Origin of the sequence: Kitasatospora sp. NPDC057904 (assembly GCF_042887925.1) — a bacterium.
GTDB lineage: Bacteria > Actinomycetota > Actinomycetes > Streptomycetales > Streptomycetaceae > Kitasatospora.
Window position 1 is genome coordinate 350,609 of the sequence record NZ_JBHVOL010000009.1, and the last position, 20,450, is coordinate 371,058.

General features: G+C 73.2%; 18 protein-coding genes. 3 read left to right on the forward strand and 15 right to left on the reverse strand.

The features are described from left to right. Window positions 1-142: 142 nt before the first annotated feature. The 4 genes from ACFVSN_RS24430 to ACFVSN_RS24445 all read right to left on the reverse strand — a co-directional run bounded on the left by ACFVSN_RS24430 (window position 143) and on the right by ACFVSN_RS24445 (window position 3,251). Window positions 143-1,990: a LytR C-terminal domain-containing protein gene (locus ACFVSN_RS24430; RefSeq protein WP_387602030.1), complete on the reverse strand. Its 1,848-nt coding sequence runs from the start codon at window positions 1,988-1,990 to the stop codon at window positions 143-145. Window positions 1,991-2,004: 14 nt separating this feature from the next. Next, window positions 2,005-2,637, reverse strand: a complete 633-nt coding sequence (nadD, locus tag ACFVSN_RS24435; protein WP_359973501.1) for a nicotinate-nucleotide adenylyltransferase — start codon at window positions 2,635-2,637, stop codon at window positions 2,005-2,007. A gap of 136 nt (window positions 2,638-2,773) precedes the next feature. After that, entirely contained in the window at window positions 2,774-2,929 is a 156-nt protein-coding gene (locus ACFVSN_RS24440) for a hypothetical protein (protein WP_380446141.1), read from the reverse strand. Window positions 2,930-3,104: 175 nt separating this feature from the next. Then, a complete protein-coding gene (locus ACFVSN_RS24445; protein ID WP_380446140.1) occupies window positions 3,105-3,251 on the reverse strand; it encodes a hypothetical protein in 147 nt (48 codons plus the stop codon). Window positions 3,252-3,500: 249 nt separating this feature from the next. Here ACFVSN_RS24445 and ACFVSN_RS24450 point away from each other — a divergent pair, with 249 nt between their 5' ends. After that, on the forward strand, window positions 3,501-4,562 hold the full coding sequence (locus ACFVSN_RS24450; protein ID WP_380446139.1) for a M48 family metallopeptidase: 1,062 nt from the start codon (window positions 3,501-3,503) through the stop codon (window positions 4,560-4,562). Window positions 4,563-4,640: 78 nt separating this feature from the next. On the opposite strand, the gene ACFVSN_RS24455 is transcribed toward ACFVSN_RS24450, so the two are convergent. The 5 genes from ACFVSN_RS24455 to proB all read right to left on the reverse strand — a co-directional run bounded on the left by ACFVSN_RS24455 (window position 4,641) and on the right by proB (window position 9,778). Beyond that, on the reverse strand, window positions 4,641-5,702 hold the full coding sequence (locus ACFVSN_RS24455; RefSeq protein WP_387602026.1) for a hypothetical protein: 1,062 nt from the start codon (window positions 5,700-5,702) through the stop codon (window positions 4,641-4,643). A 102-nt stretch (window positions 5,703-5,804) separates the two neighbouring features. After that, window positions 5,805-6,386 (reverse strand): hypothetical protein, encoded by a 582-nt coding sequence (locus ACFVSN_RS24460; RefSeq protein ID WP_380446155.1) that lies wholly within the window; start codon window positions 6,384-6,386, stop codon window positions 5,805-5,807. Window positions 6,387-6,574: 188 nt separating this feature from the next. Then, complete coding sequence (locus ACFVSN_RS24465) at window positions 6,575-7,897, reverse strand: glutamate-5-semialdehyde dehydrogenase (RefSeq protein WP_387602023.1); 1,323 nt, start codon at window positions 7,895-7,897, stop codon at window positions 6,575-6,577. A gap of 67 nt (window positions 7,898-7,964) precedes the next feature. Further along, window positions 7,965-8,489 (reverse strand): hypothetical protein, encoded by a 525-nt coding sequence (locus ACFVSN_RS24470; protein ID WP_387602020.1) that lies wholly within the window; start codon window positions 8,487-8,489, stop codon window positions 7,965-7,967. Window positions 8,490-8,641: 152 nt separating this feature from the next. Further along, the gene (gene proB / locus ACFVSN_RS24475) at window positions 8,642-9,778 is read right to left on the reverse strand and encodes a glutamate 5-kinase (protein WP_380446135.1); all 1,137 of its coding nucleotides are present in this window, start codon (window positions 9,776-9,778) and stop codon (window positions 8,642-8,644) included. A 324-nt stretch (window positions 9,779-10,102) separates the two neighbouring features. Here proB and ACFVSN_RS24480 point away from each other — a divergent pair, with 324 nt between their 5' ends. Then, entirely contained in the window at window positions 10,103-10,891 is a 789-nt protein-coding gene (locus tag ACFVSN_RS24480) for a hypothetical protein (protein ID WP_387956566.1), read from the forward strand. Window positions 10,892-10,979: 88 nt separating this feature from the next. Here ACFVSN_RS24480 and obgE read toward each other — a convergent pair whose 3' ends face one another. From obgE to ACFVSN_RS24505, 5 genes are all read right to left on the reverse strand, one after another. After that, on the reverse strand, window positions 10,980-12,455 hold the full coding sequence (gene obgE / locus ACFVSN_RS24485; protein WP_380446158.1) for a GTPase ObgE: 1,476 nt from the start codon (window positions 12,453-12,455) through the stop codon (window positions 10,980-10,982). Between the two features lie 120 nt (window positions 12,456-12,575). Continuing rightward, window positions 12,576-12,833, reverse strand: coding sequence for a 50S ribosomal protein L27 (gene rpmA / locus ACFVSN_RS24490; protein WP_030058248.1), 258 nt, complete (start codon window positions 12,831-12,833; stop codon window positions 12,576-12,578). Between the two features lie 14 nt (window positions 12,834-12,847). Further along, window positions 12,848-13,165 carry a 50S ribosomal protein L21 gene (rplU, locus tag ACFVSN_RS24495; protein WP_380446159.1) on the reverse strand — a complete coding sequence of 106 codons (318 nt, stop codon included), beginning with the start codon at window positions 13,163-13,165 and terminating at the stop codon, window positions 12,848-12,850. Window positions 13,166-13,394: 229 nt separating this feature from the next. Then, window positions 13,395-16,928 carry a ribonuclease E/G gene (locus ACFVSN_RS24500; RefSeq protein WP_387956567.1) on the reverse strand — a complete coding sequence of 1,178 codons (3,534 nt, stop codon included), beginning with the start codon at window positions 16,926-16,928 and terminating at the stop codon, window positions 13,395-13,397. Window positions 16,929-17,326: 398 nt separating this feature from the next. Further along, entirely contained in the window at window positions 17,327-18,127 is an 801-nt protein-coding gene (locus ACFVSN_RS24505; RefSeq protein WP_380446161.1) for a TIGR03936 family radical SAM-associated protein, read from the reverse strand. A 338-nt stretch (window positions 18,128-18,465) separates the two neighbouring features. Between ACFVSN_RS24505 and ACFVSN_RS24510 the strand changes: the two genes are divergently transcribed. Further along, complete coding sequence (locus ACFVSN_RS24510; protein ID WP_387956568.1) at window positions 18,466-20,079, forward strand: recombinase family protein; 1,614 nt, start codon at window positions 18,466-18,468, stop codon at window positions 20,077-20,079. Between the two features lie 70 nt (window positions 20,080-20,149). Here ACFVSN_RS24510 and ACFVSN_RS24515 read toward each other — a convergent pair whose 3' ends face one another. Further along, window positions 20,150-20,311 carry a hypothetical protein gene (locus ACFVSN_RS24515; RefSeq protein ID WP_387599818.1) on the reverse strand — a complete coding sequence of 54 codons (162 nt, stop codon included), beginning with the start codon at window positions 20,309-20,311 and terminating at the stop codon, window positions 20,150-20,152. Between the last annotated feature and the right edge of the window lie 139 nt (window positions 20,312-20,450).

Here is a 20,450-nt window from a genome sequence, read left to right on the forward strand (position 1 = left end):
CGGCGTGGGGCTGCCCCGACGCACCGCCGGGACCGCATTCCAGGATCTCACGCCGCCCGGGCCGTCCCGGAACCGCTTTTTTCCGGTGCGCGTGGGGGCCGGGGTCGCCCGGCCCCCACGCGCACCGCCGGCCGCCGGCCGGCTACTGGTTCTTCGGCGGCTGGTAGTCCTTGCCGAGGACGACGACCAGGTCCGCGTTCTGGGCGTCACCGACCTTCTTCACCGCAGTGTCCGGCAGCCCGAGGCTGGTCGCCAGGGACTTCGCGGCGGCCTGCCGGGCGTCGTCGGTGTAGCGGATCTCACTGGTCGCCTGCGGCGCGCCCTTGGCGCCGCCGGGGATGAAGGTCAGGCCCGCGTTCACGATCTGGACCTGTGCGGAGGCGGCGGCCTGGTCGTTTCCGGAGGCGTCCTGGACCGACACGCGCGCCGGGGCGTCGCCCGCGACGGCCGACTTCACGGTGCCGCCGAGCACGTCCTTGACCTGCTTGCCGGCGGTGGCCTCGTCCAGCGAGCCGTCCGGCTTGACGGTCAGCGCCGTGGTGCCGAAGTGGCCGTCCTTGGCCTGCTGGGCGAGCTGGGCGAGCACCCCGGCGAGGGCGTCCTCGGGCAGCGACGGGTCGAGCACGGCGTTCATCCGGTGCACGTCGTCCTTGGCCTCGTTGAAGTCGGTGGGCATGGTGCGCACGACGGCGTCCATGACCTGGCCGAACCGGGCGAGCTGGGCGTCGCGGTTCTCCCCCGCCGCCTGCAGGGTCGCGTAGGCGACCGCGGCCTTGCCGTTGAGCAGGGTGTTCTTGCCGGCCGCACTGAGCAGGGCGCCGTCCGGCTTGCCGCCGTCGTGGGTCTCGGCGTTGGTGTCCACCCGGACGCCGCCGAGCTGGTTGACCAGCAGTTCCAGGTAGGGGGTGTCCAGCCGCCAGGTGCCGGCCACGGGGGCGCCGAGCACGGCGGACAGGCCGTCGCGGGTGGCGGCGGCGCCCATCGAGGGGTCCAGTGCCTGGCTGACCGGGGCGACGGCCGGGTCGCCCGGGCCGGGCAGTCGCAGGGTGTCGGGGAGCAGCAGCACGGTGCCCTTGCCCCCGGCGGCGTCGTTGACGAGCAGCGCGCTGGAGACCTTGCCCTGCAGGTCGCGCAGGTGCACGACGTTGACCTGGCGCTTGCCGGCCGCCTTGGCCGCGGTCTGCTTGCTGTCGCCGGTGAAGAACAGGTAGCCGCCGACGCCGCCCGCGGCCAGCGCGACGGCGACACCGAGGCCGATCAGCCGGTTGCGCAGCCGCCGGCGGCGCTCGGCGCGCACCTCGCTGCGGGACTCGGCGAACTTCAGCCAGTCGATGACGTCCTCGGTCTCCTCCGCCTCCTCGTCGACGAAGGTGAACTCACCGGTGGTGTAGGAGTCCTTGGGCTCCTTGGCGCCCTTGGGCGTGCGGCTTCCGCCGACCATCTCGGACGGCTGCGCGGGCTTGGCCGGCGCCGTCTCGGCGGGCCTGGGCGTGCGCGGGCGCGGCGGCACGGGCGCGGCGGCCGCCGCCGGGGCGACGGGCTCGGGCGCGGCGGGGGCCATGGGGGCCATGGGGGCCACCTGCACCGCGTCCCCGGCCTGCGGCTCGGCCACCGGGTACGCCTGCTGCTGGTAGCCGTCGTAGGCGTACGGCTGCGGCTCCTGGTAGCCGTAGCCGCCCTGCTGGTACGCCTGCACGGGCTGCCCGTACTGGTCGTACTGCTGCACCGGCTGCTGCCCGTAGGACTCGTACGGCTCGTACTGCTGCGGGGCCTGCCCCTGCTGCTGGTAGGCCTGGTACGGCTGCTGCTGGTACTGCTCCTGGTAGCCGCCGTACGGGTCCTGGCCGTACGCGGGCGCCGCCGGCACGGGCTGCCCGTACTGGTCGTACTGCTGCACCGGCTGCTGCCCGTACGGCTGGTACTGCGGGTACTGCCCGGTCGACCAGTCCTCCGGGCGCTGCCCCGCGTCGCCGCCGCTGCGATCAGTCACGCATACGCTCCTGGTCAGGTCCCGTGCGGCGCGTACAGCGCCCGCTTGTCGATGTAGCGGACCACGCCGTCCGGCACGAGGTACCAGACCGGCTCGCCCTTGGCGACCCGGTTGCGGCAGTCCGTGGAGGAGATGGCCAGCGCGGGGACCTCCACCAGGGAGACCCCGCCCACCGGGAGTCCGGCGTCGGACAGAGTGTGCCCCGGCCGGGTGCACCCGATGAAGTGGGCGAGCGAGAAGAGTTCGTCGGAGTCGCGCCAGGACAGGATCTGGGCGAGCGCGTCGGCGCCGGTGATGAAGAAGAGGTCGGCGTCGGGGTGCAGCGCGTGCAGGTCGCGCAGGGTGTCGACGGTGTACGTCGGGCCCTCGCGGTCGATGTCGATCCGGCTGACCGAGAACTGCGGGTTCTCGGCGGTGGCGATGACCGTCATCAGGTAGCGGTCCTCGGCCGGGGTGACGTGGCGGTCGCTCTTCTGCCACGGCTGCCCGGTCGGCACGAAGATCACCTCGTCCAGGTGGAACGCGCTCGCCACCTCGCTGGCGGCGACCAGGTGGCCGTGGTGGATCGGGTCGAAGGTGCCGCCCATCACGCCGAGGCGCTTCTTCACCGGTTCCGGTCCGCCGGGAATCCCGGCCTGCTCTCCCATGGCGAGACACCTTACGCGACGCCCGTTGCGGTGCGGGAACACCCGTGTGGGAGCAGGCCGCACGTGCGGCCCGGACATGCGTGAGGGAGCGGCCGGCGGGTGTGCCGGACGCTCCCCGAGCGACCCCTGGCCCGGCTCAGCGGTCCCGGTTGAAGCGGGTGGTCACGTAGAGCAGGAGCAGCAGGACGAACAGTGCGGCGCCACCCGAGAGGTACGGGTTGAGGCTGTCGTGGTTGCCCCCCTCGCCGTCGGCGAGCAGGTTCAGGACGGGCAGTGCGGCGGCGGTGTTCATGGTCTGCTGGACCTTCTCGGCTCGGAGGACGGACCTGGGGGTGCTGGCGGGCCGGTGAGGGCCCACCCGTCATCGTACGGGGGGTGACGGGGCAACCGCTCGGCGGCCCACCGCCGCTGACCGGGCGTGAGCGAACGGTGCCACCGCGCGGGACGCGTCCGCCCCGGGACGCGTCCTAGTTGCCGCGGAAGGCGCGGGCCATGATCCAGACCAGCAGGCCGACCCCGACGAACGACGCGATGATGATGATCCGCAGGAACAGGCCCGGGCCGGGCTCGTCCGAGATCGGTGCGGCCAGGCTGACAAGGGCGTCGGTGGACATCTGCGGTGCTCCTCGGACTGCTCGGTTACCGCGGCCGGGTCCGGTCTCGGTTCTCCAGGGCCCTCAGGGTAAACCGGCTTCACACCGGGGCCCGCCACCGGCCCCTCCGGCGCGGCCGGACCCCACCGCGGGCTCGCGGCGGGGACGAGTACGCAACCGCGGACGTTGCACAAGCAGTCGTTGCAGGCGAAGACCAGCGGGGGCCGGCCACCGGCCGGGGCCGCCGTCGACCAGGAGGGTGCTCAGACCATGACCGACACGACCGCGAAGACCCCGAGCCGGCGCCGCCAGCGCTTCCCCGACATCTCCACCCGGGCCTGGGAGCACCCGGCCGACCGTTCCGCCCTGGTCGCGCTGCGCCGGCTGACCGGCTTCGACGACGTCCTCAAGAAGCTCGCCGGCCTGGTGTCGGAGCGGGCGATCCGGCTGATGTTCCTGGCCACCGCCGTGAAGACCTCCGAGCGGCAGTTCCCCGAGCTGCACGACATGGTGCGCGACGCCGCCTACGTGCTCGACCTGGAGAAGGTCCCCGACCTCTACGTCACCCAGGACCCGACGGTCAACGCCTTCACCATCGGCATCGACACCCCGATCATCGTGATCACCAGCGGGCTCGTCGAGCTGCTGGACGAGGAGGAGCTGCGCTCGGTCATCGGCCACGAGGTCGGCCACGCGATGTCCGGCCACGCCGTCTACCGGACGATGCTGCTGATCCTCACCAACATCGCCACCCGGATCGCCTGGGTGCCGCTCGGCAACCTGGCGATCATGGCGATCGTCACCGCGCTCAAGGAGTGGTTCCGCAAGGCCGAGCTGTCCAGCGACCGGGCCGGCCTGCTGGCCGGGCAGGACCTCCAGGCCTCCATGCGGGCCCTGATGAAGCTGGCCGGCGGGCACAACCTGGCCGAGATGAACGTGGACGCCTTCCTGGAGCAGGCCGAGGAGTACGAGAAGGCCGGCGACCTGCGCGACGGCGTGCTCAAGCTGCTCCAGGTGCTGCCGCAGAGCCACCCGTTCGCCGTGGTCCGGGTCGCCGCGCTGAAGAAGTGGGCCGAGGGCGACGAGTACCGCTCGATCCTGGCCGGCGCCTACCCGCGCCGCACCGACGACCCGGACACCTCGGTCACCGAGCAGTGGAAGGCCGCCGCCGACCACTACACGACCTCCGTCAAGGAGAGCAAGGACCCGCTGATGGGCCTGATCCGGGACGTCGCCGGCGGCGCCGCGACCGTGGGCGGCAAGATCCGCGACACCTTCACGGGCGCCGGCGCGCGCACCGGGTCCGCGCCCAAGGACGGCGAGGAGTCGTAACCGCGACCGCCGCCGACGGCCGGTGAGCCCCGCCCGGGGCCACCGACCGTCGGCGTTCCCGCCCACCCGCGCCCCGCCTCAGCTCCCGGCCAGCACCCCGCACACCTGCCACGCCGGGTGCGCGTGGTCGCCCGGGTCGACCGCCGCCGGCCCCGGCACCCGGACGCCCTGCGGGGTCGCGAGCACCGGCTGCAGGAAGCCCGCCATCGACGTCGTGCACGGCTCCGGCCCGGCCTGGACCACCGCGTCCACCAGCCGCAGCTGCGCCGCGCCGAGGTCGATCCGGTCGAACTGGAAGGTCAGCTCCCGCCGCACGGTCTCCAGCGTGACCGGGGCGCCGGCGGGGGCGCCGGCCGGCCTGAGCGCGTAGACGAAGGTGTGGTCGGTGGTGACCTGCAGCGTGCCGCTGTCCGCCTCGTCGACCCGCATCACGCCGGCCACCTTCACGGTGTCGGTCGCCAGGGCCACCTGCGCCGGGTCGAAGCGGACCAGCCAGCCGGTCACCGCGTGGTGCCGGTCGTCGACGGGCTGTGCCACGCTCGCGTCGAACCCGGCCTGCTCGCCGGGCGTCACGAAGGCCCGCACGTCGGCGGTGGCGCCCTGGACGAGGGCAGCCGGCGCCAGCGAGGAGGCGACCAGGTAGCGCTGCACGGTGTCGAGCGCCTTGGTCACCTCGACCCGGCTGAAGTGCTCGGTGGACGTCCCGGCCGGGGTGTTCAGCCCCGTCGTCCCGTCCCCGTACCCCGTCGGCAGCGCGGCGAACGGGTTCGCCGGGTCGGCGACCGGCCGCACCGCCGAGGCCGGGCTCAACGCGACCAGGCTGACGGTCAGTTGGCTGCCCTCGGGGCGCGCGGCCGTGCCCTTCGGCGAGCTGACCCCGAAGTACACGGCGGCCGCGAAGGCCAGCAGGATGAGCAGCAGCAGCGCGAGCGCCTGGCGGGGCACCGTGCCGAACGGGCCGAGCCGCACCTTGGGCCGGGTGGCCCGGCCGAAGGAGCCGGCCAGCCGCTCCCGGGCGGACAGCTCCTGGATCCGGGCAGCCCGCACGAACGATTCGTCGAAGACGACGGACCGGTACTCGTCCTCGTTTCCGGACCCACCGTCGGGCGTACCCTCCGGAGGCTCTCGCGGGTCACCCACACCACCAGGGTAGGCGCACCCCCGCCCCGCCACGAGGGTGCTCACGCAGATTCCCGGGAACGCTGCGTGACCACCCGCCCCGGGCGCACGACCCCCGCGGGATCAGCCGGCGGGCGCGGTGACCACCAGCGACGGCTCGGCGGGCGGTGCGGGCGCGGGCGTCGGGTCGACCCCGGCGCTGCTGCTCCCGGAATCCGGCCGCGGGGGCGCGCCGGAGGCGCCGCCCACGCCCTGGTAGATCGCCGCGACGGCGACCGCCACCAGGCTCACGCCCATGATCACCGCGAGCACCCACGCGACCGGCCGGTGCCAGCGCTGCTGGGCGACGTAGCGCCCGCGCCCCCGCACCGGACCGCCGTCGCCCCGGCCCCGGCGGCGGCCCGAACGGCCCACCGCCCGGCCCGGCCCTGACCACGGATCAGGGTAGAGGTGGTCGTCGTCGAGCCGGCTCGGGTACGGGCGCAGCTCCAGCGGCACCCCGTCCCCGGCCGGGACGTCATAGCCCCAGCCCGGACCCGCGGTGTCCGGCTCGAGCCTGGCCTCGGCAGCGGCGAGCTGCCGCTCCTTGGCCGTCGGCTCGTGCACGGCGGCGGACCGGACGAAGGCCTCGTCGAAGACCACGGTGGCGAACTCGTCGTCCGCACCACCGTGGTCGGAGCCGTCGGGGTACGGCAAGCCCCCCACATCCTCAGCCACGGATTCAGCGTATTACCGGGCGGGCGATTTGTCTGTGGCTCCTGCCAGTTGGTCCGTCACACGTGTGACGCTGACCCCGTCCATCCCGACCGGAGGCCCAGGCCGCCCGCCCCGAGCGCCCCGGCCACGCGCCCCGAGGCCCGGCCACCCCGACCGGAGGCCCCGGCCGCCCCCGCTCAGAACGCGTCGGCGTCCCCGCCCACCGTCTGCGCGGCCTCGCCGCGGACGTGCCCGTCACCGGTGACGATGTACTTGGTGCTGGTCAGCTCCGGCAGGCCCATCGGGCCGCGGGCGTGCAGCTTCTGCGTGGAGATCCCGATCTCCGCACCGAAGCCGAACTCACCGCCGTCGGTGAAGCGGGTCGAGGCGTTGACGGCGACGGTGGTCGAGTCGACCAGCCGGGTGAAGCGCCGGGCGGCGGCCTGCGAGGTCGTCACGATCGCCTCGGTGTGGCCGGAGGACCAGCGGCGGATGTGCTCGACGGCGGCGTCCAGCGAGGGCACCACGGCGGCGGCGATGTCGTACGACAGGTACTCGGCGCCCCAGTCCTCGTCGGTGGCCGGCACGACGGTGGCCCCGGTGCCCTCGGCGGCCTTGAGCACCGCGTCGTCGCCGTGCACCGTCACCCCGGCACCGGCCAGGGCGGCGAGCGCGAGCGGCAGGAAGGCGTCCGCGACGTCCTGGTGCACCAGCAGCGTCTCGGCCGCGTTGCAGACGCTGACCCGCTGCGCCTTGGAGTTCAGCAGGATGCCGACGGCCATCGCCAGGTCCGTCCGCGCGTCCACGTAGACGTGGCAGTTGCCGGTGCCGGTCTCGATCACCGGCACGGTCGAGCCCTCGACCACGGCGCGGATCAGCGAGGCGCCGCCGCGCGGGATGAGCACGTCCACGAGGCCGCGGGCGCGCATCAGCTCCTGGACGGAGTCGCGGCTCTCGCCCGGGACGAGCTGGATCACGTCGGCGGGCAGCCCGGCCGCGGCGACGGCGTCCCGCAGGACGGCCACCAGCGCGGTGTTGGAGCGGTAGGCCGAGGCCGAGCCGCGCAGCAGCACCGCGTTGCCCGACTTCAGGCAGAGCGCGGCGGCGTCGACGGTGACGTTCGGCCGGGCCTCGTAGATGATGCCGACCACGCCGAGCGGCACCCGCACCTGGCGCACGTCCAGACCGTTGGGCAGCGTGTAGCCGCGCACGACCTCGCCGACCGGGTCGGGCAGGCCGGCCACGCTGCGCACGTCGGCGGCGATCGCCGCGATCCGCTCGTCGGTCAGCGTCAGCCGGTCGATCACGGACTCGGCCGTCCCGGCCTCGCGGGCCCGGGCCACGTCCTCGGCGTTGGCCGCGACGACCTCGGCGGCACGGGCGACCAGCGCGTCCGCGATCGCCAGCAGCGCGGTGTCCTTCGCGCCGCGCGGCAGCGGGGCGAGCGCGGCGGCGGCCTCCCGGGCACGGCGCGCTACGGCGAGGACGGGGCTGTCGGCGGGGGCGAGGTCGCTGGTCATGCGCCAAGGGTAGCGACTGCGCCACGCCCGCCGAGCCCCCGTTTCGCGCGATGAGACGGCCCGGCGGTCAGTACGGGTGCACGCCGCCCAGGTGCGGCGGCGGGTCCCCGAAGCCCTCCGCCACCCGCTTGTGGTACGTCGCCCGGTCGACCACCTCCAGACCGACGATCTCCCACGGCGGCAGGTTCGCGGTCACCTTGTGCTCGCCCCACAGCCGCAGCGCGATCGCCGCCGCGTCGTGCAGGTCCCGGGCCTGCTCCCAGTAGCGGATCTCCGCGTGGTCGGCGGCGTACCGGGCGGTCAGGAAGAACGAGTGGTCGTGCGCGAGCCGCTCCAGCGAGGCGCGCAGCGAGGTCAGCGGCGTGACCTGGCCGGCCACGCTCAGCACCACGTGCCACAGCCGCGCCTGCTCGGGCACGGTCGGCGGCTCCCCCGCGTCCCGGTGGTCCGGCCGCAGCCTGCGCACCCCGCCGGGCCTCTGCGGCGGCGGACCGGACGACTCGGCGGGAGCGTCCCCGCGTCCGCCGTCGATGCTGGTCAGCCGCCGGCCCGCCGTTCCTCCGGTCAGCGCTGCCTCGCGCCTGCGTTCCACCGGCGGCCTCCTGTTCGGCGATGTCCTGTCGTCCCCCCACCCGTCCCGCCGGCGTTCGGCCGGCGCGCACGGCTGCGCCCCTCCTCGCCCGGCGGCCGGGCCCCTCCCCGTGCGGAGCGGCCCCCGGCCGGCACCCGCCCCGCGCCGGCCGGTCAGCCGCGCAGGACGACCAGGTCGTCGCGGTGGACGACCTCCCGCTCGTACGCGGCGCCGAGCTCCTGGGCCAGGTCACGGGTGGACCGGCCGAGCAGGCGGGGCAACTCCCTCGCATCAAAGTTGACCAGCCCGCGCGCCACGATGTGGCCGTTTTCGGCAATCAGGTCCACCGGATCACCCGCGGCGAACTCGCCGTCGACCTTCACCACCCCGGCCGGCAGCAGCGACGCACCCCCGGAGACGACCGCCTCGACGGCCCCCGCGTCGAGGTGCAGGGCGCCGCGCGGGCTGCTCGCGTGGGCGAGCCAGAGCATCCGGTCGGAGGTGCGGCTGCCGGTGCGCAGGAACAGGGTGCCGGTGGGCCGGCCGGCCAGCGCGTCGGCGGCGTGGCTGGCGGCGGTGAGCACCACCGGGATGCCGGCGCCGGTGGCGATCCGGGCCGCCTCGACCTTGGTGACCATGCCGCCGGTGCCGACGCCGGCCTTGCCCGCGCTGCCGATCTGGATGCCGTCGAGGTCGTGCGGGCCGCGCACCTCGGCGATCCGGCTGGTGCCGGGGCGGGCCGGGTCGCCGTCGTAGAGGCCGTCCACGTCGGAGAGCAGCACCAGCAGGTCGGCCCGTACGAGGTGGGCGACCAGGGCGGCCAGCCGGTCGTTGTCACCGAACTTGATTTCGGCGGTGGCGACGGTGTCGTTCTCGTTGACGACGGGCATCGCGCCCATCGCCAGCAGCTGGTCGAGCGTGCGGTAGGCGTTGCGGTAGTGCGCGCGCCGGCTGGCGTCCTCGGCGGTGAGCAGCACCTGGCCGACCCGGATGCCGTAGCGGGCGAAGGAGGCGGTGTACCGGGCGACGAGCAGGCCCTGCCCGACGCTCGCGGCGGCCTGCTGGCGGGCCAGGTCCTTGGGCCTTTTCTCCAGGCCGAGCGGGGCGAGGCCGGCGGCGATGGCGCCGGAGGAGACCAGGACGACCTCCGGCGCGTCCGCGCGGGCGCGCACCTTGGCGAGCGCGTCCACGAGGGCGTCGACGCGGTCGGCGTCCAGGCCGCCGGCCGCCGTGGTGAGTGAGGAGGAGCCGACCTTGACGACGATGCGCCGTGCGGTCAGCACCTCCTCCCGCAGTGAGTCGTCGCTCATCTCGCTGTACGCCCTTCCGGTGTGGTGCGGGTGCGGCCATGCCGTGGACCGGGTCGCCGGGCCCGGCCGTCACCCCCGAAATCTACGCGATCCGTGCAGGTCGGCCGCAGGGTGTTTCACCGGCTGGACCCGGCCCGGTCACGGCCTCGCCACAGCCGGGCCACCAATCCGGATGGCTGGTATGGTCCCTGACCGAAAGCCAGATCGGGGGACGGCTTCTTGCCCGCTGGACCCACTCGTCTTCGACCCTCAATGCCATCGGGCGGCACCGCACTGGGCATGCCGGCAACGGTTCGCGGTCGCGCGCCCAGGAGTTAGCGCACCATGCGTTCGTACACCACGAAGCTGACAATCGCCGCACTGGCGGCGGCCACCGCCCTGTCCCTGGCCGCCTGCGGCCCGGACAACTCGGACACCGGCGCCGCCACGGGCGGTGCCGCCACCGGCTCGACCGGCTCGGCCACCGGCGGTGCGGCCACGGGCGGTGCCGCCACCGGCGGTTCCGCGGCCCCGACCGGCGCGGCCGCGGGCGGAGCGGCCACCGGCGGCGGTGCCGCCACGGGCGGTGCGGCGGCCGGCGGCGCCGGGACGGCGGGGGCGACGGGCGGCGCCTCGACCGGTGGCGGGGCCGCCGCCGGCAGCCTCCCGCAGGCCGGCACCTCGGTGAAGTTCGGCCAGCCGGCCGCGGTCGACTTCAACGACAAGACCTCGAACACCGCCGCCAAGCTCCAGCTCACCGTGACCGGCATAACCCCGGGCTCGCTCAAGGACTTCCAGGACGCCAAGGCCAACACGGCCGGCCTGGACGGCCGCGCGCTGTACTACGTCAGCTGGACCATGACGAACCTCGGGGACACCAAGCTGACCTTCAGCGCCCCGGATTCCAAGCTCAAGGTCTACGACGCGAGCGGCAACACCGCGTCGTTCGCCAACCCGGTCGGCTCGACCCCGATCGCCAAGTGCACCACCCCGAGCTTCTCGGGCGCCACCAAGGGCGTCGCGTTCAAGGGCTGCGACATCGTCAGCTTCCCGGCCGGCGGCGGCACCCCGGTGATGGTCGGCTTCGGCGACTCGACCGACATCACCAAGGTCCAGGCCGCCTGGACGAAGTGACGTCCGCTCACGCCTGAACACCTGAACGACCGACGCGAACGGCCCCGCCTCCCCCGAAAGGGTGGCGGGGCCGTTCGGCTGCGCGGGATCAGTCCTCGTCGTCGCCCTCGATGGCGGCCGGCCGGCCGCTCGACAGCGCCTCGAAGTCCAGGAACTCCTGCTCGGCGGCGTCCCGGCCCTTCTGCTTCTCGCGACGACGGTCGACCGCCGGCCGCGGGTTCTCGAAGCGGTGGTCCTCACCGCGGCGGCCGAGCATCTCGGCGCCGGCGGCCATGGTCGGCTCCCAGTCGAAGACGACGGCGTTCTCGTCCGGGCCGATGATGACGGTGTCGCCCTCGCGCGCCCCGACCTTCCACAGCTTCTCCTCGACGCCGAGGCGGGCGAGCCGGTCGGCGAGGTAGCCGACGGCCTCGTCGTTGGAGAAGTCGGTCTGGCGGACCCAGCGCTCCGGCTTGGTGCCGCGGATGCGGTAGGCGCCGTCCTCCTCGGTGATGGTGAAGCCCTCGTCGTCGACGGCCGTGGGCCGCAGCACGATCCGGGTGGACTCCTCGACCGGCTTGGCGGCACGCGCCTCGGCGACGATCTTCGCCACCGCGAAGCTCAGCTCGCGCAGGCCCTTGCGGGAGGCGGCGGAGACCTCGAACACCTGGAAGCCGCGCTCCTCCAGGGAGGCGCGGGTGAGGTCGGCGATGTCCTGGCCGTCCGGGACGTCCACCTTGTTGAGCGCGACCAGGCGCGGACGGTCGTCCAGGCCGCCGTACTGGGCGAGCTCCGCCTCGATGGTCTCCAGGTCGCTCAGCGGGTCACGGCCGGGCTCCAGGGTGGCGCAGTCCAGCACGTGCACGAGCACCGAGCAGCGCTCGACGTGGCGCAGGAACTCCAGGCCGAGGCCGCGACCCTGGCTGGCGCCGGGGATCAGGCCGGGCACGTCCGCGATGGTGTAGACGGTGTCGCCCGCGGTGACCACGCCGAGGTTGGGGACGAGCGTGGTGAACGGGTAGTCCGCGATCTTCGGCTTCGCGGCGGAGAGCACCGAGATCAGCGACGACTTGCCGGCGCTCGGGTAGCCCACCAGGGCGACGTCGGCGACGGACTTGAGCTCCATGACGATGTCACGGGCCTCGCCGGGCTCGCCGAGCAGCGCGAAGCCGGGCGCCTTGCGGCGGGCCGAGGACAGCGCCGCGTTGCCGAGGCCGCCGCGGCCGCCCTGGGCGGCGACGAAGCTGGTGCCGTGGCCGACCAGGTCGGCCAGCACGTTGCCCTGGCGGTCGAGCACGACGGTGCCGTCCGGCACCAGCAGGACGAGGTCCTGGCCCTCGGCGCCGGTGCGGTTGCCGCCCGCGCCGGGCTTGCCGTTGGTCGCCTTGCGCTTGGGCGAGTGGTGGTATTCGAGGAGGGTCGTGATCTGCGCGTCGACGGTGAGGATGACGCTGCCGCCCTCGCCGCCGTTGCCGCCGTCGGGGCCGCCGAGCGGCTTGAACTTCTCCCGGTGAACGGAGGCGCAGCCGTGGCCTCCGTTACCCGCGGCGACGTGAAGTTCGACGCGGTCCACGAAGGTGGTCATGGGGTGTGCCTCCAGTACGGATGAGTCTGCTTGCTACCTGCGTAAAGCCGAAGGGTGGACCGGAACATTCCGGCCCACCCTTCAGTGTGAGTCTGGTGCGACTCGTGAGTCCGCGGGGACTCAGGCCTCGACGGCCACGATGTTGACGACCTTGCGGCCGCGACGGTTGCCGAACTGCACCGCACCGGCGGTCAGCGCGAACAGGGTGTCGTCGCCACCGCGGCCGACACCGGCACCCGGGTGGAAGTGGGTGCCACGCTGGCGGACGAGGATCTCGCCGGCCGAGACGACCTGGCCACCGAAGCGCTTCACGCCGAGGCGCTGGGCGTTCGAGTCACGGCCGTTACGAGTAGAGCTTGCGCCCTTCTTGTGTGCCATTTTTCGCTATCCCCTTACTTGCTGACCGAGTCGATGCTGGTGATGCGCACCGCGGTGTGCTTCTGACGGTGACCCTGACGACGGCGGTAGCCGGTCTTGTTCTTGTAACGCAGGATGATGATCTTGTCACCCTTGGTCTGGTCGACCACCTCGGCGTGAGCCTTCACGCCGGCCAGGACCCACGGGTCGGAGGTGACGGCGTCACCGTCGACGACCAGGATGGTCGAGAGCTCGACCGAGTCACCCGGCTTGGCCTCGATACGGTCGATCTCCAGCACGTCGCCGACGGCGACCTTGTGCTGGCGGCCGCCTGCGCGAACGATCGCGTACATGCGGTACCTGCTTTCCTTGCTCGGTCGGAACCCCCGACGCCAGCCACCTGGGTACGGACACAGGAGCCTCTCCCCGTCCCTCCGCGCTGGCGCGGACGTACCGGGAAGGTGATGTGCTCGGGAGCAATGGCGTAGACACGCCGATGGTCAAGAATACGGACCGGCCGCCCGGGGGGCAAACCGGCCCGTACGGCCCGGGGCGGGAAGGGTCCCGCCCCGGGCGTGGGCACTACTCGGCCGCCGTATCACCTTCGGCGGCCGCCGCCTTCTTGGCCGCCGCGCTCGTCCGCTTGGTCGCGGTCTTGCGGGCGGTGGTCTTCTTGGCCGCCGTCGTCGTCTTCTTGGCGGCGGTCTTCTTCGCGGCGGTCTTGCGCGCGGCCCGCTTCTTGGGGGCCGGCGCCTCCTCGGCCTCGGCCTCGGCGGCCGGCTCCTCCGCGGGCGCCTCGGCCGCAGCCTCGGCGGCGGCCTCCACCGGAGCCTCCTCGGCGACCGGCTCGGCGACCGGCTCGACCGGGGCCGCGGCGGCCACCGCGGCGGCCTCCAGGGCCGCCTCCAGCGCCGCGTCGGCCTTCGCCTGCAGCACCACGATCTCGGCGCCCTGCGGCGAACCGGCCGGGGCCGTCGCCTTGCGCACCGCGCGGCGGCGCGGACGGCCCGCCGGAGCGGCCACCGGGGCCGGCTCGGCGACGGGGGCCCCGACGGCCTCCGCGGCCGCCTGGGACACCGGCGCCTCGACGCCCGGGACCTCCAGGGCCAGCTGGCCCTCGATCTCCTCGCGCACCGGCTCGGCCGGGGCCTCCGGGGCCTCGACGAGCTCGACGACCGTCTCCTCCGTCACCGGCACGGCCTCGACGGCCTGCGGCTCCTCGTGGCCCGCACCGCCCTTGCCCCGGCGACGGCGCTTGCCGCCCTGGCCCGCCTCGACGGCCGCGGCCGCCGGGGCGTGGGTGTGGGCGCTCGGCTGCTCCATGTGGACGATCACGCCGCGGCCGTTGCAGTGCACGCAGGCCTCGGAGAACGACTCCAGCAGGCCCTGGCCGACCCGCTTGCGGGTCATCTGGACCAGGCCCAGCGAGGTGACCTCGGCCACCTGGTGCTTGGTCCGGTCCCGGCCCAGGCACTCCAGCAGGCGGCGCAGCACCAGGTCCCGGTTGGACTCCAGCACCATGTCGATGAAGTCGATCACGATGATGCCGCCGAGGTCGCGCAGCCGCAGCTGGCGCACGATCTCCTCGGCCGCCTCGATGTTGTTCCGGGTGACCGTCTCCTCCAGGTTGCCGCCCTGGCCGACGAACTTCCCGGTGTTGACGTCGATGACGACCATCGCCTCGGTGCGGTCGATCACCAGCGAACCGCCGCTGGGCAGCCAGACCTTGCGGTCCAGCGCCTTCATCAGCTGCTCGTCGATCCGGTAGGTGGCGAACACGTCCACCTCGGAGGTCCAGCGCTGGAGCCGCTCGGCGAGGTCCGGGGCCACGCTGGAGACGTACTCGTGGATGGTCTGCCACGCCTCGTCGCCGGAGACGATGACCTTGGTGAAGTCCTCGTTGAAGATGTCGCGCACGACCCGGACGGTCATGTCCGGCTCGCCGTACAGCAGCGCGGGGGCGTTGCCGGTCGCGGCCTTCTTCTGGATCTCCTCCCACTGCTGCTGGAGGCGCTGGACGTCGCGGGTCAGCTCGTCCTCGGAGGCACCCTCGGCGGCGGTGCGCACGATGACGCCCGCGTCGTCCGGGACGATCTTCTTGAGGATCTGCTTCAGGCGGGCGCGCTCGTTCTCGGGGAGCTTGCGCGAGATGCCGGTCATCGAGCCCTCGGGCACGTAGACCAGGTAGCGGCCGGGCAGCGAGATCTGGCTGGTCAGGCGGGCGCCCTTGTGGCCGATCGGGTCCTTGGAGACCTGCACGAGCACGGACTGGCCGGACTTCAGCACCGACTCGATCCGGCGCGGGCCGCCGTGGCCGCCCAGCGCGCCGAAGTTGACCTCGCCGGCGTACAGCACGGCGTTGCGGCCCTTGCCGATGTCGACGAACGCGGCCTCCATCGACGGCAGCACGTTCTGGACCTTGCCCAGGTAGACGTTGCCGACGTACGAGGTGGCCTGCTCCTTGTTGACGTAGTGCTCGACGAGCACGCCGTCCTCCAGGACGCCGATCTGGGTGCGCTGGCCGTTCTGGCGCACCACCATGACGCGCTCGACCGACTCGCGGCGGGCCAGGAACTCGGCCTCGGTGATGATCGGCACCCGGCGGCGGCCCAGCTCGCGGCCCTCACGGCGGCGCTGCTTCTTGGCCTCCAGGCGGGTCGAGCCCTTGATGGACTGGACCTCGTCGGGGTCGAAGGACGGCTCGGTCGAGCGGCGGCGCGGCTCGCGCACCTTCACGACCGTGCGGACGCCGTCCTCGGTGGTCTCGGCGGCCTCGACCGCACCGGCCTCGCCGCTGCGGCGGCGACGACGGCGGCGACGGCGCGACGAGGACAGGCCGGCGGCCAGGTCGTCGTCGTCCTCGTCCTCCTCGTCGACGGCCGCGGCGGCCGGCTCCTCGGCGGGCTGCTCGGCCTCGTGGGCCTCGGTCTCGAACTCCTCGGCCTCGCCACGGCGGCGGCGACGGCCGCCCCGGCGGCGGCGGCGCGACGGACGGCCGTCGTCCTCCCACTCGCCCTCGGTCTCCGGACCGGCGGCGGGGGCCTCGACGACGGCGACGGGCGCCTCGACCGGGGCCTCGACGACCACCGGAGCGGCCTTGGGGGCGGTCTTGGGGGTGGCCTTGGCGGCGGCCTTCTGGGCGGCCTTGGCGGCGCCCTTCGAGCGGCCCGGCTCGACCCGGGCGCGCACCCGGCGGCGACGGCCGACGCCGCTGTACTCGAACTCGTCCTCCTCCTCGCGCTCGGCGGCCACCGGGGTCTGCTCGGCGGCGACCGGGGCCTCGACGGCGGCAGGCTGCTGCTGCGTCGCGGCCGGGGCGACGTAGGGGGCCGGCTCCTGGAACACCGGGGCCTGGAAGATCGCGGTGGACGGGCGCACGGCGCGGCGGCGCACCCGGTGCGGCGGCTCGGCCTCGACGGCCGGGGCGGGCTCGGCGACCGGCGCGGGCGCGGCGGCCTCGGCCTCGGTCTCCTCCTCGGCCGGCTCCTCCTCGGCCACCGGCTCCTCGACCGGGGCCTCGACGACCGGCGCGGCCTCGACCACGCGACGGCGGCGGGCGCGGCGGGCCGGCGCGGCGGGCGCCTCCTCGGCGGCGGGCTGCTCGGCCTTCTCGGCCACCGGCTCGGCCACCGGGGCCTGCTCGACGACGGCCGGGGTCTCGGCGGCGGGTGCCCCGGCGGGGGCCTCGGCGCGCTTGCGGGTCCGGCGGGCCCGGACCGGCTTCTCGGCCGCGGGGACCTCCTCGGCCGGAGCCTCGGCGACGGCGGCGGGGGCCTCGGCGACGGCCGGCGCGGTGACGACGATCGAGGCCGCCTCCGGCGCCCCGGCGGGGGCCTCGGCACGCTTGCGGGTCCGGCGGGCCCGGACCGGCTTCTCGGCCGCGGGGACCTCCTCGGCCGGAGCCTCGGTGACGGCAGCGGGGGCCGGGGCGGCCTGCGCCTCGGCCGGGATCACGGTCTCGGCGGCCTCGGCCGCCGCGCCCTGCGGTGCACCCGCCGGGCGGGACACCGCGCGGCGACGGCGGCGCGGCGGCGCGGCGGACGCGCCCTCGCCACCGGTCGCACCGGTGTCGTTCGGTTCCGTCGCAGACTGCTGCGGATCGGTGTTATCGAGCATGCGGGTGGATCTCCCGTCAGGCCCCCGGGCTCCGCATCCGGGCACGGCACGACACCTGCGGCCGGCCGGCACCGCTCACGGTGCTCGGGCCGGACCCTTTCACGGTGCCGCCGCGCGGACGCGAGGCCGCACAGGGGCTCGTAGTCTCGCTCGGCGCCCCACGCTCGGCGGGGTGTCGAAAGTCTTCTGGTCTGACCAGTCTTCTGTGGTTTTCCCAAGCTGCGCCGTCCCCCAACCCCGGGTGGCTCCCGGAAGGGGTCCTCGGGCCCACCGACCGTCCTGGTCGGCGGGCCGCAAGGGGCCGGCCTGTGCTGCGACGACGCTCGCTCCCCTGGGGAGCCGCGGGAACCCCGGAGGTCCGTCGGATCCAGTGAGGCACTGGACCCGGCCTCCGCCCGCTAGGCGGACGCGGTAGCGCGCGGCCCTGCGGCCGGATCGGAACCGGCCGGGGCCGCGGCGCGGTCGAGCGCCAGCGGGTCGGTCACCGTGCCGGACTCCTCGTCGAGCGGCCCCTGCGCCAGCCTGGTCACCTCTGCGGGGACCGGCGGCGCCAGGTCGGCCGTCACACGGAGACCGGACAACACGTCGTCGGGTCGTACGGCTGGTGTGGCGTGTCGTACTACCAGGCGCAGTATCGCACAGGCACGGCCGGTCCGAACATCGTGGGCCGCTCCGGCCTCCGTGTCCGCACCGCCGTCGACCTGCGGCGCGAGCACCTCGAGCGCCGCCACGGCGCCGCGCGCGTCGAATACGCGCACGCCGTTCTTGGTCTGGCGCTGCACCTCGACCCGCTCCTCGGCGAGGAAGACGCCGACCGCGCGGGCCGCCTCCTGCGGCTCGACGCCGTCCAGCCGCACCCGCCACTCGGAGGCCTCCAGGCGCTCCACGAAGTTCGGCGTCCGGACCTCGACCGCGTCGATGACGTCCAGTCCGGCGGGCAGCGACTCGTCCAGCTGGGCGCGCAGCGCCTGCGGGTCGCGGACGGCGGCGAGGCCGATCTCCAGGTACTCCGCCTCGCTGGCCACCCCGGTCGGGGCGGCGTTGGCGTAGGACACCTTGGGGTGCGGGGTGAAGCCGGCCGAATACGCCATCGGCACGGCCGAGCGGCGCAGGGCGCGCTCGAAGGCGCGCTGGAAGTCGCGGTGGCTGGTGAAGCGGAGCCGGCCGCGCTTGGTGTAGCGGAGACGGATCCGCTGCACCGTCGGCGCGGGCGGCGGACCGTCGGGCGTACGGCGTGCCAGGTCGCTCAGTCCTTAGTCAGTTGTCCCCGTCCGGCGCGGCGGGTTCCCGCCACTGTCCGGACTCTGTCACCTCAAAGGGTACGCGCCCCGCCGCGCCCCTCGCTCCGCCCCTGGTCAGCCGCACACCGACGACCCCCGGCCGGAGTGCTCCGGCCGGGGGTCGTCGGTGTGCCGAGGGACTACTTGTTCACGACCGTCAGCGGCAGCATCTTCTTGCCGGTGGGACCGATCTGAATAGCGGTCTGCATCTGGGGCCATATAGACACAGGGGTAAAACCGGGCCTAGCGTCTCTGGCATGGGGAAACGCAGCCGCACGGCCTCAGCAGCCGCTCAGAAGGCCTACACCGTAGAAGCCGAATGGACCGCCGCAGACCTGGCCCAGCTTGAGGACTTGAAGAGGGCCGAGGCCGCCCTTCCGGACGACGCTCCCAGGGCCTTGCTCTCGGTCCGGTTGTCCGTACTGACGGAAGACACCACCTCCCCCGTGCGTCAGGAGCTCGACCTGCGCAGGGAGGCACTGAACCGGGGCTGTCGCGTCGTCGGCGTCGCCAGCGACCTGAACGTCTCAGCCACGAAGGTGCCGCCATGGAAGCGGAAGCAGCTGGGCGAATGGCTGAACGACCGGGCGCCGGAGTTCGACGTGCTCCTGTTCTGGAAGCTCGACCGCTTCATCCGCCGGCTGTCCGACCTCAACACGATGATCGACTGGGCGTTGAAGTACGGGAAGAACCTGGTCTCCAAGAACGACCAGATCGATCTGACCACGGTCGTCGGGAAGATCATGGTCACGCTGATCGGCGGCATCGCCGAGATCGAGGCCACTAACACCAGCACACGCGTTGCGAGCCTCTGGGACTACGCGAAGACACAGGGTGACTGGCTGGTGGGCAAGCCCACCTACGGATACGTCACCGGTGAGGACGAAAACGGAAAGGTCGTCCTCTATGTAGAGGACGACGCCCACAAGGCCCTGCACTGGTGCCGACGCATGGCCAGGCGCGGGGTCTCCGCCACACGGATGGTCAAGGTCCTGAAGCGCTCGAAGCTGATGGGCGAGAAGCTCACGACCTCCACCCTGCTCAGCCGACTGCGCAACCCCGGCCTGATGGGGTACCGCGTTGAGGTCGAGATGAAGGGACGCGCCCGCCGGTCAAAGCTCGTCCTGGACCAGAACGGCAAGCCCATCAGGGTGGCACCGGGCATCTTCACGGAAGATGAGTTCAACGAGTTGCAAGCCGACCTCGACAAGCGCAGCAGGAAGCAGCCAACGCGCCAGCCTGGCGGCGCCACAAAGTTCCTCGGCGTCCTCACCTGCGTCGATTGCACGACGAACATGACAGTCAAGAGGTACGAAAACGCGTATGGCCCCTACTCCTACATGCGCTGCCAGAAGTGTAAGAGCGGCGGACATGGCATCCCGAACCCTGAGGTGATCTACGCCAAGGTGGTCGTGGATGTTCTCTCCGTCCTCGGCGACGAACCGGTGCAGGTCCGGGAGTACGCACGGGGTGCGGAAGCCCGCGCCCAGGTGGCGCAGCTTGAGGAGTCCATCGCCTACTACATGAAGGAGTTGGAGCCCGGCGGCAGGTACACAAAGACGCGGTTCACGCGCGAGCAAGCGGAACAGACGCTAGACAAGCTGATCGCCGAACTCGGAGAGATCGATCCCGAGACCACCGAAGACCGTTGGGTGAACGTGGCCAACGGCAAGACGTTCCGGCAGCGGTGGGAAGAGGGCGGCACCGAGGCCATGTCGGCCGACCTCATGCGGGTGGGTGTTCGGTGCGAGGTCACCCGCACCAAGGTAAAGGGCCAGCGCGCACCCGCAGTGAAGCTGAGGCTCATGATCCCCAAGGACTACCGAGAGCGCCTGATCGTCAAGGAAGACCACTTCGCGCGCGAGCTCTGACGCGGGGAAGCCAGCCCGACGGTAGAACGGCATGCGACAGGCCCCGGCAGTGAGTCGGGGCCTGTCGTCGTCAGTGCTTGGCCGGGTCGTACGGCTCCTCGTTGCCGTCATCGTCCACGATCACGATCTCGCTCCAAATGACCTGTCCCTGAGCTTGCCCAGGCGCTCCTGTCCCCTCAACAGAAGCAAACAGACTGGCCGCCGCACCTGACACACCAGGATCGGCGGTCATGACGCTTCCCTACTTGCGTCGGAACGTCTCGCACCTTCGCGGGCGGGTCTGTACGGTCTTCGGTGTAACTCCCGATCAAGGAAGAACACCTGATGAGCGACGTGATCGTCTCTGCTGAGGCGGTTGAGGAAGTCCGGCC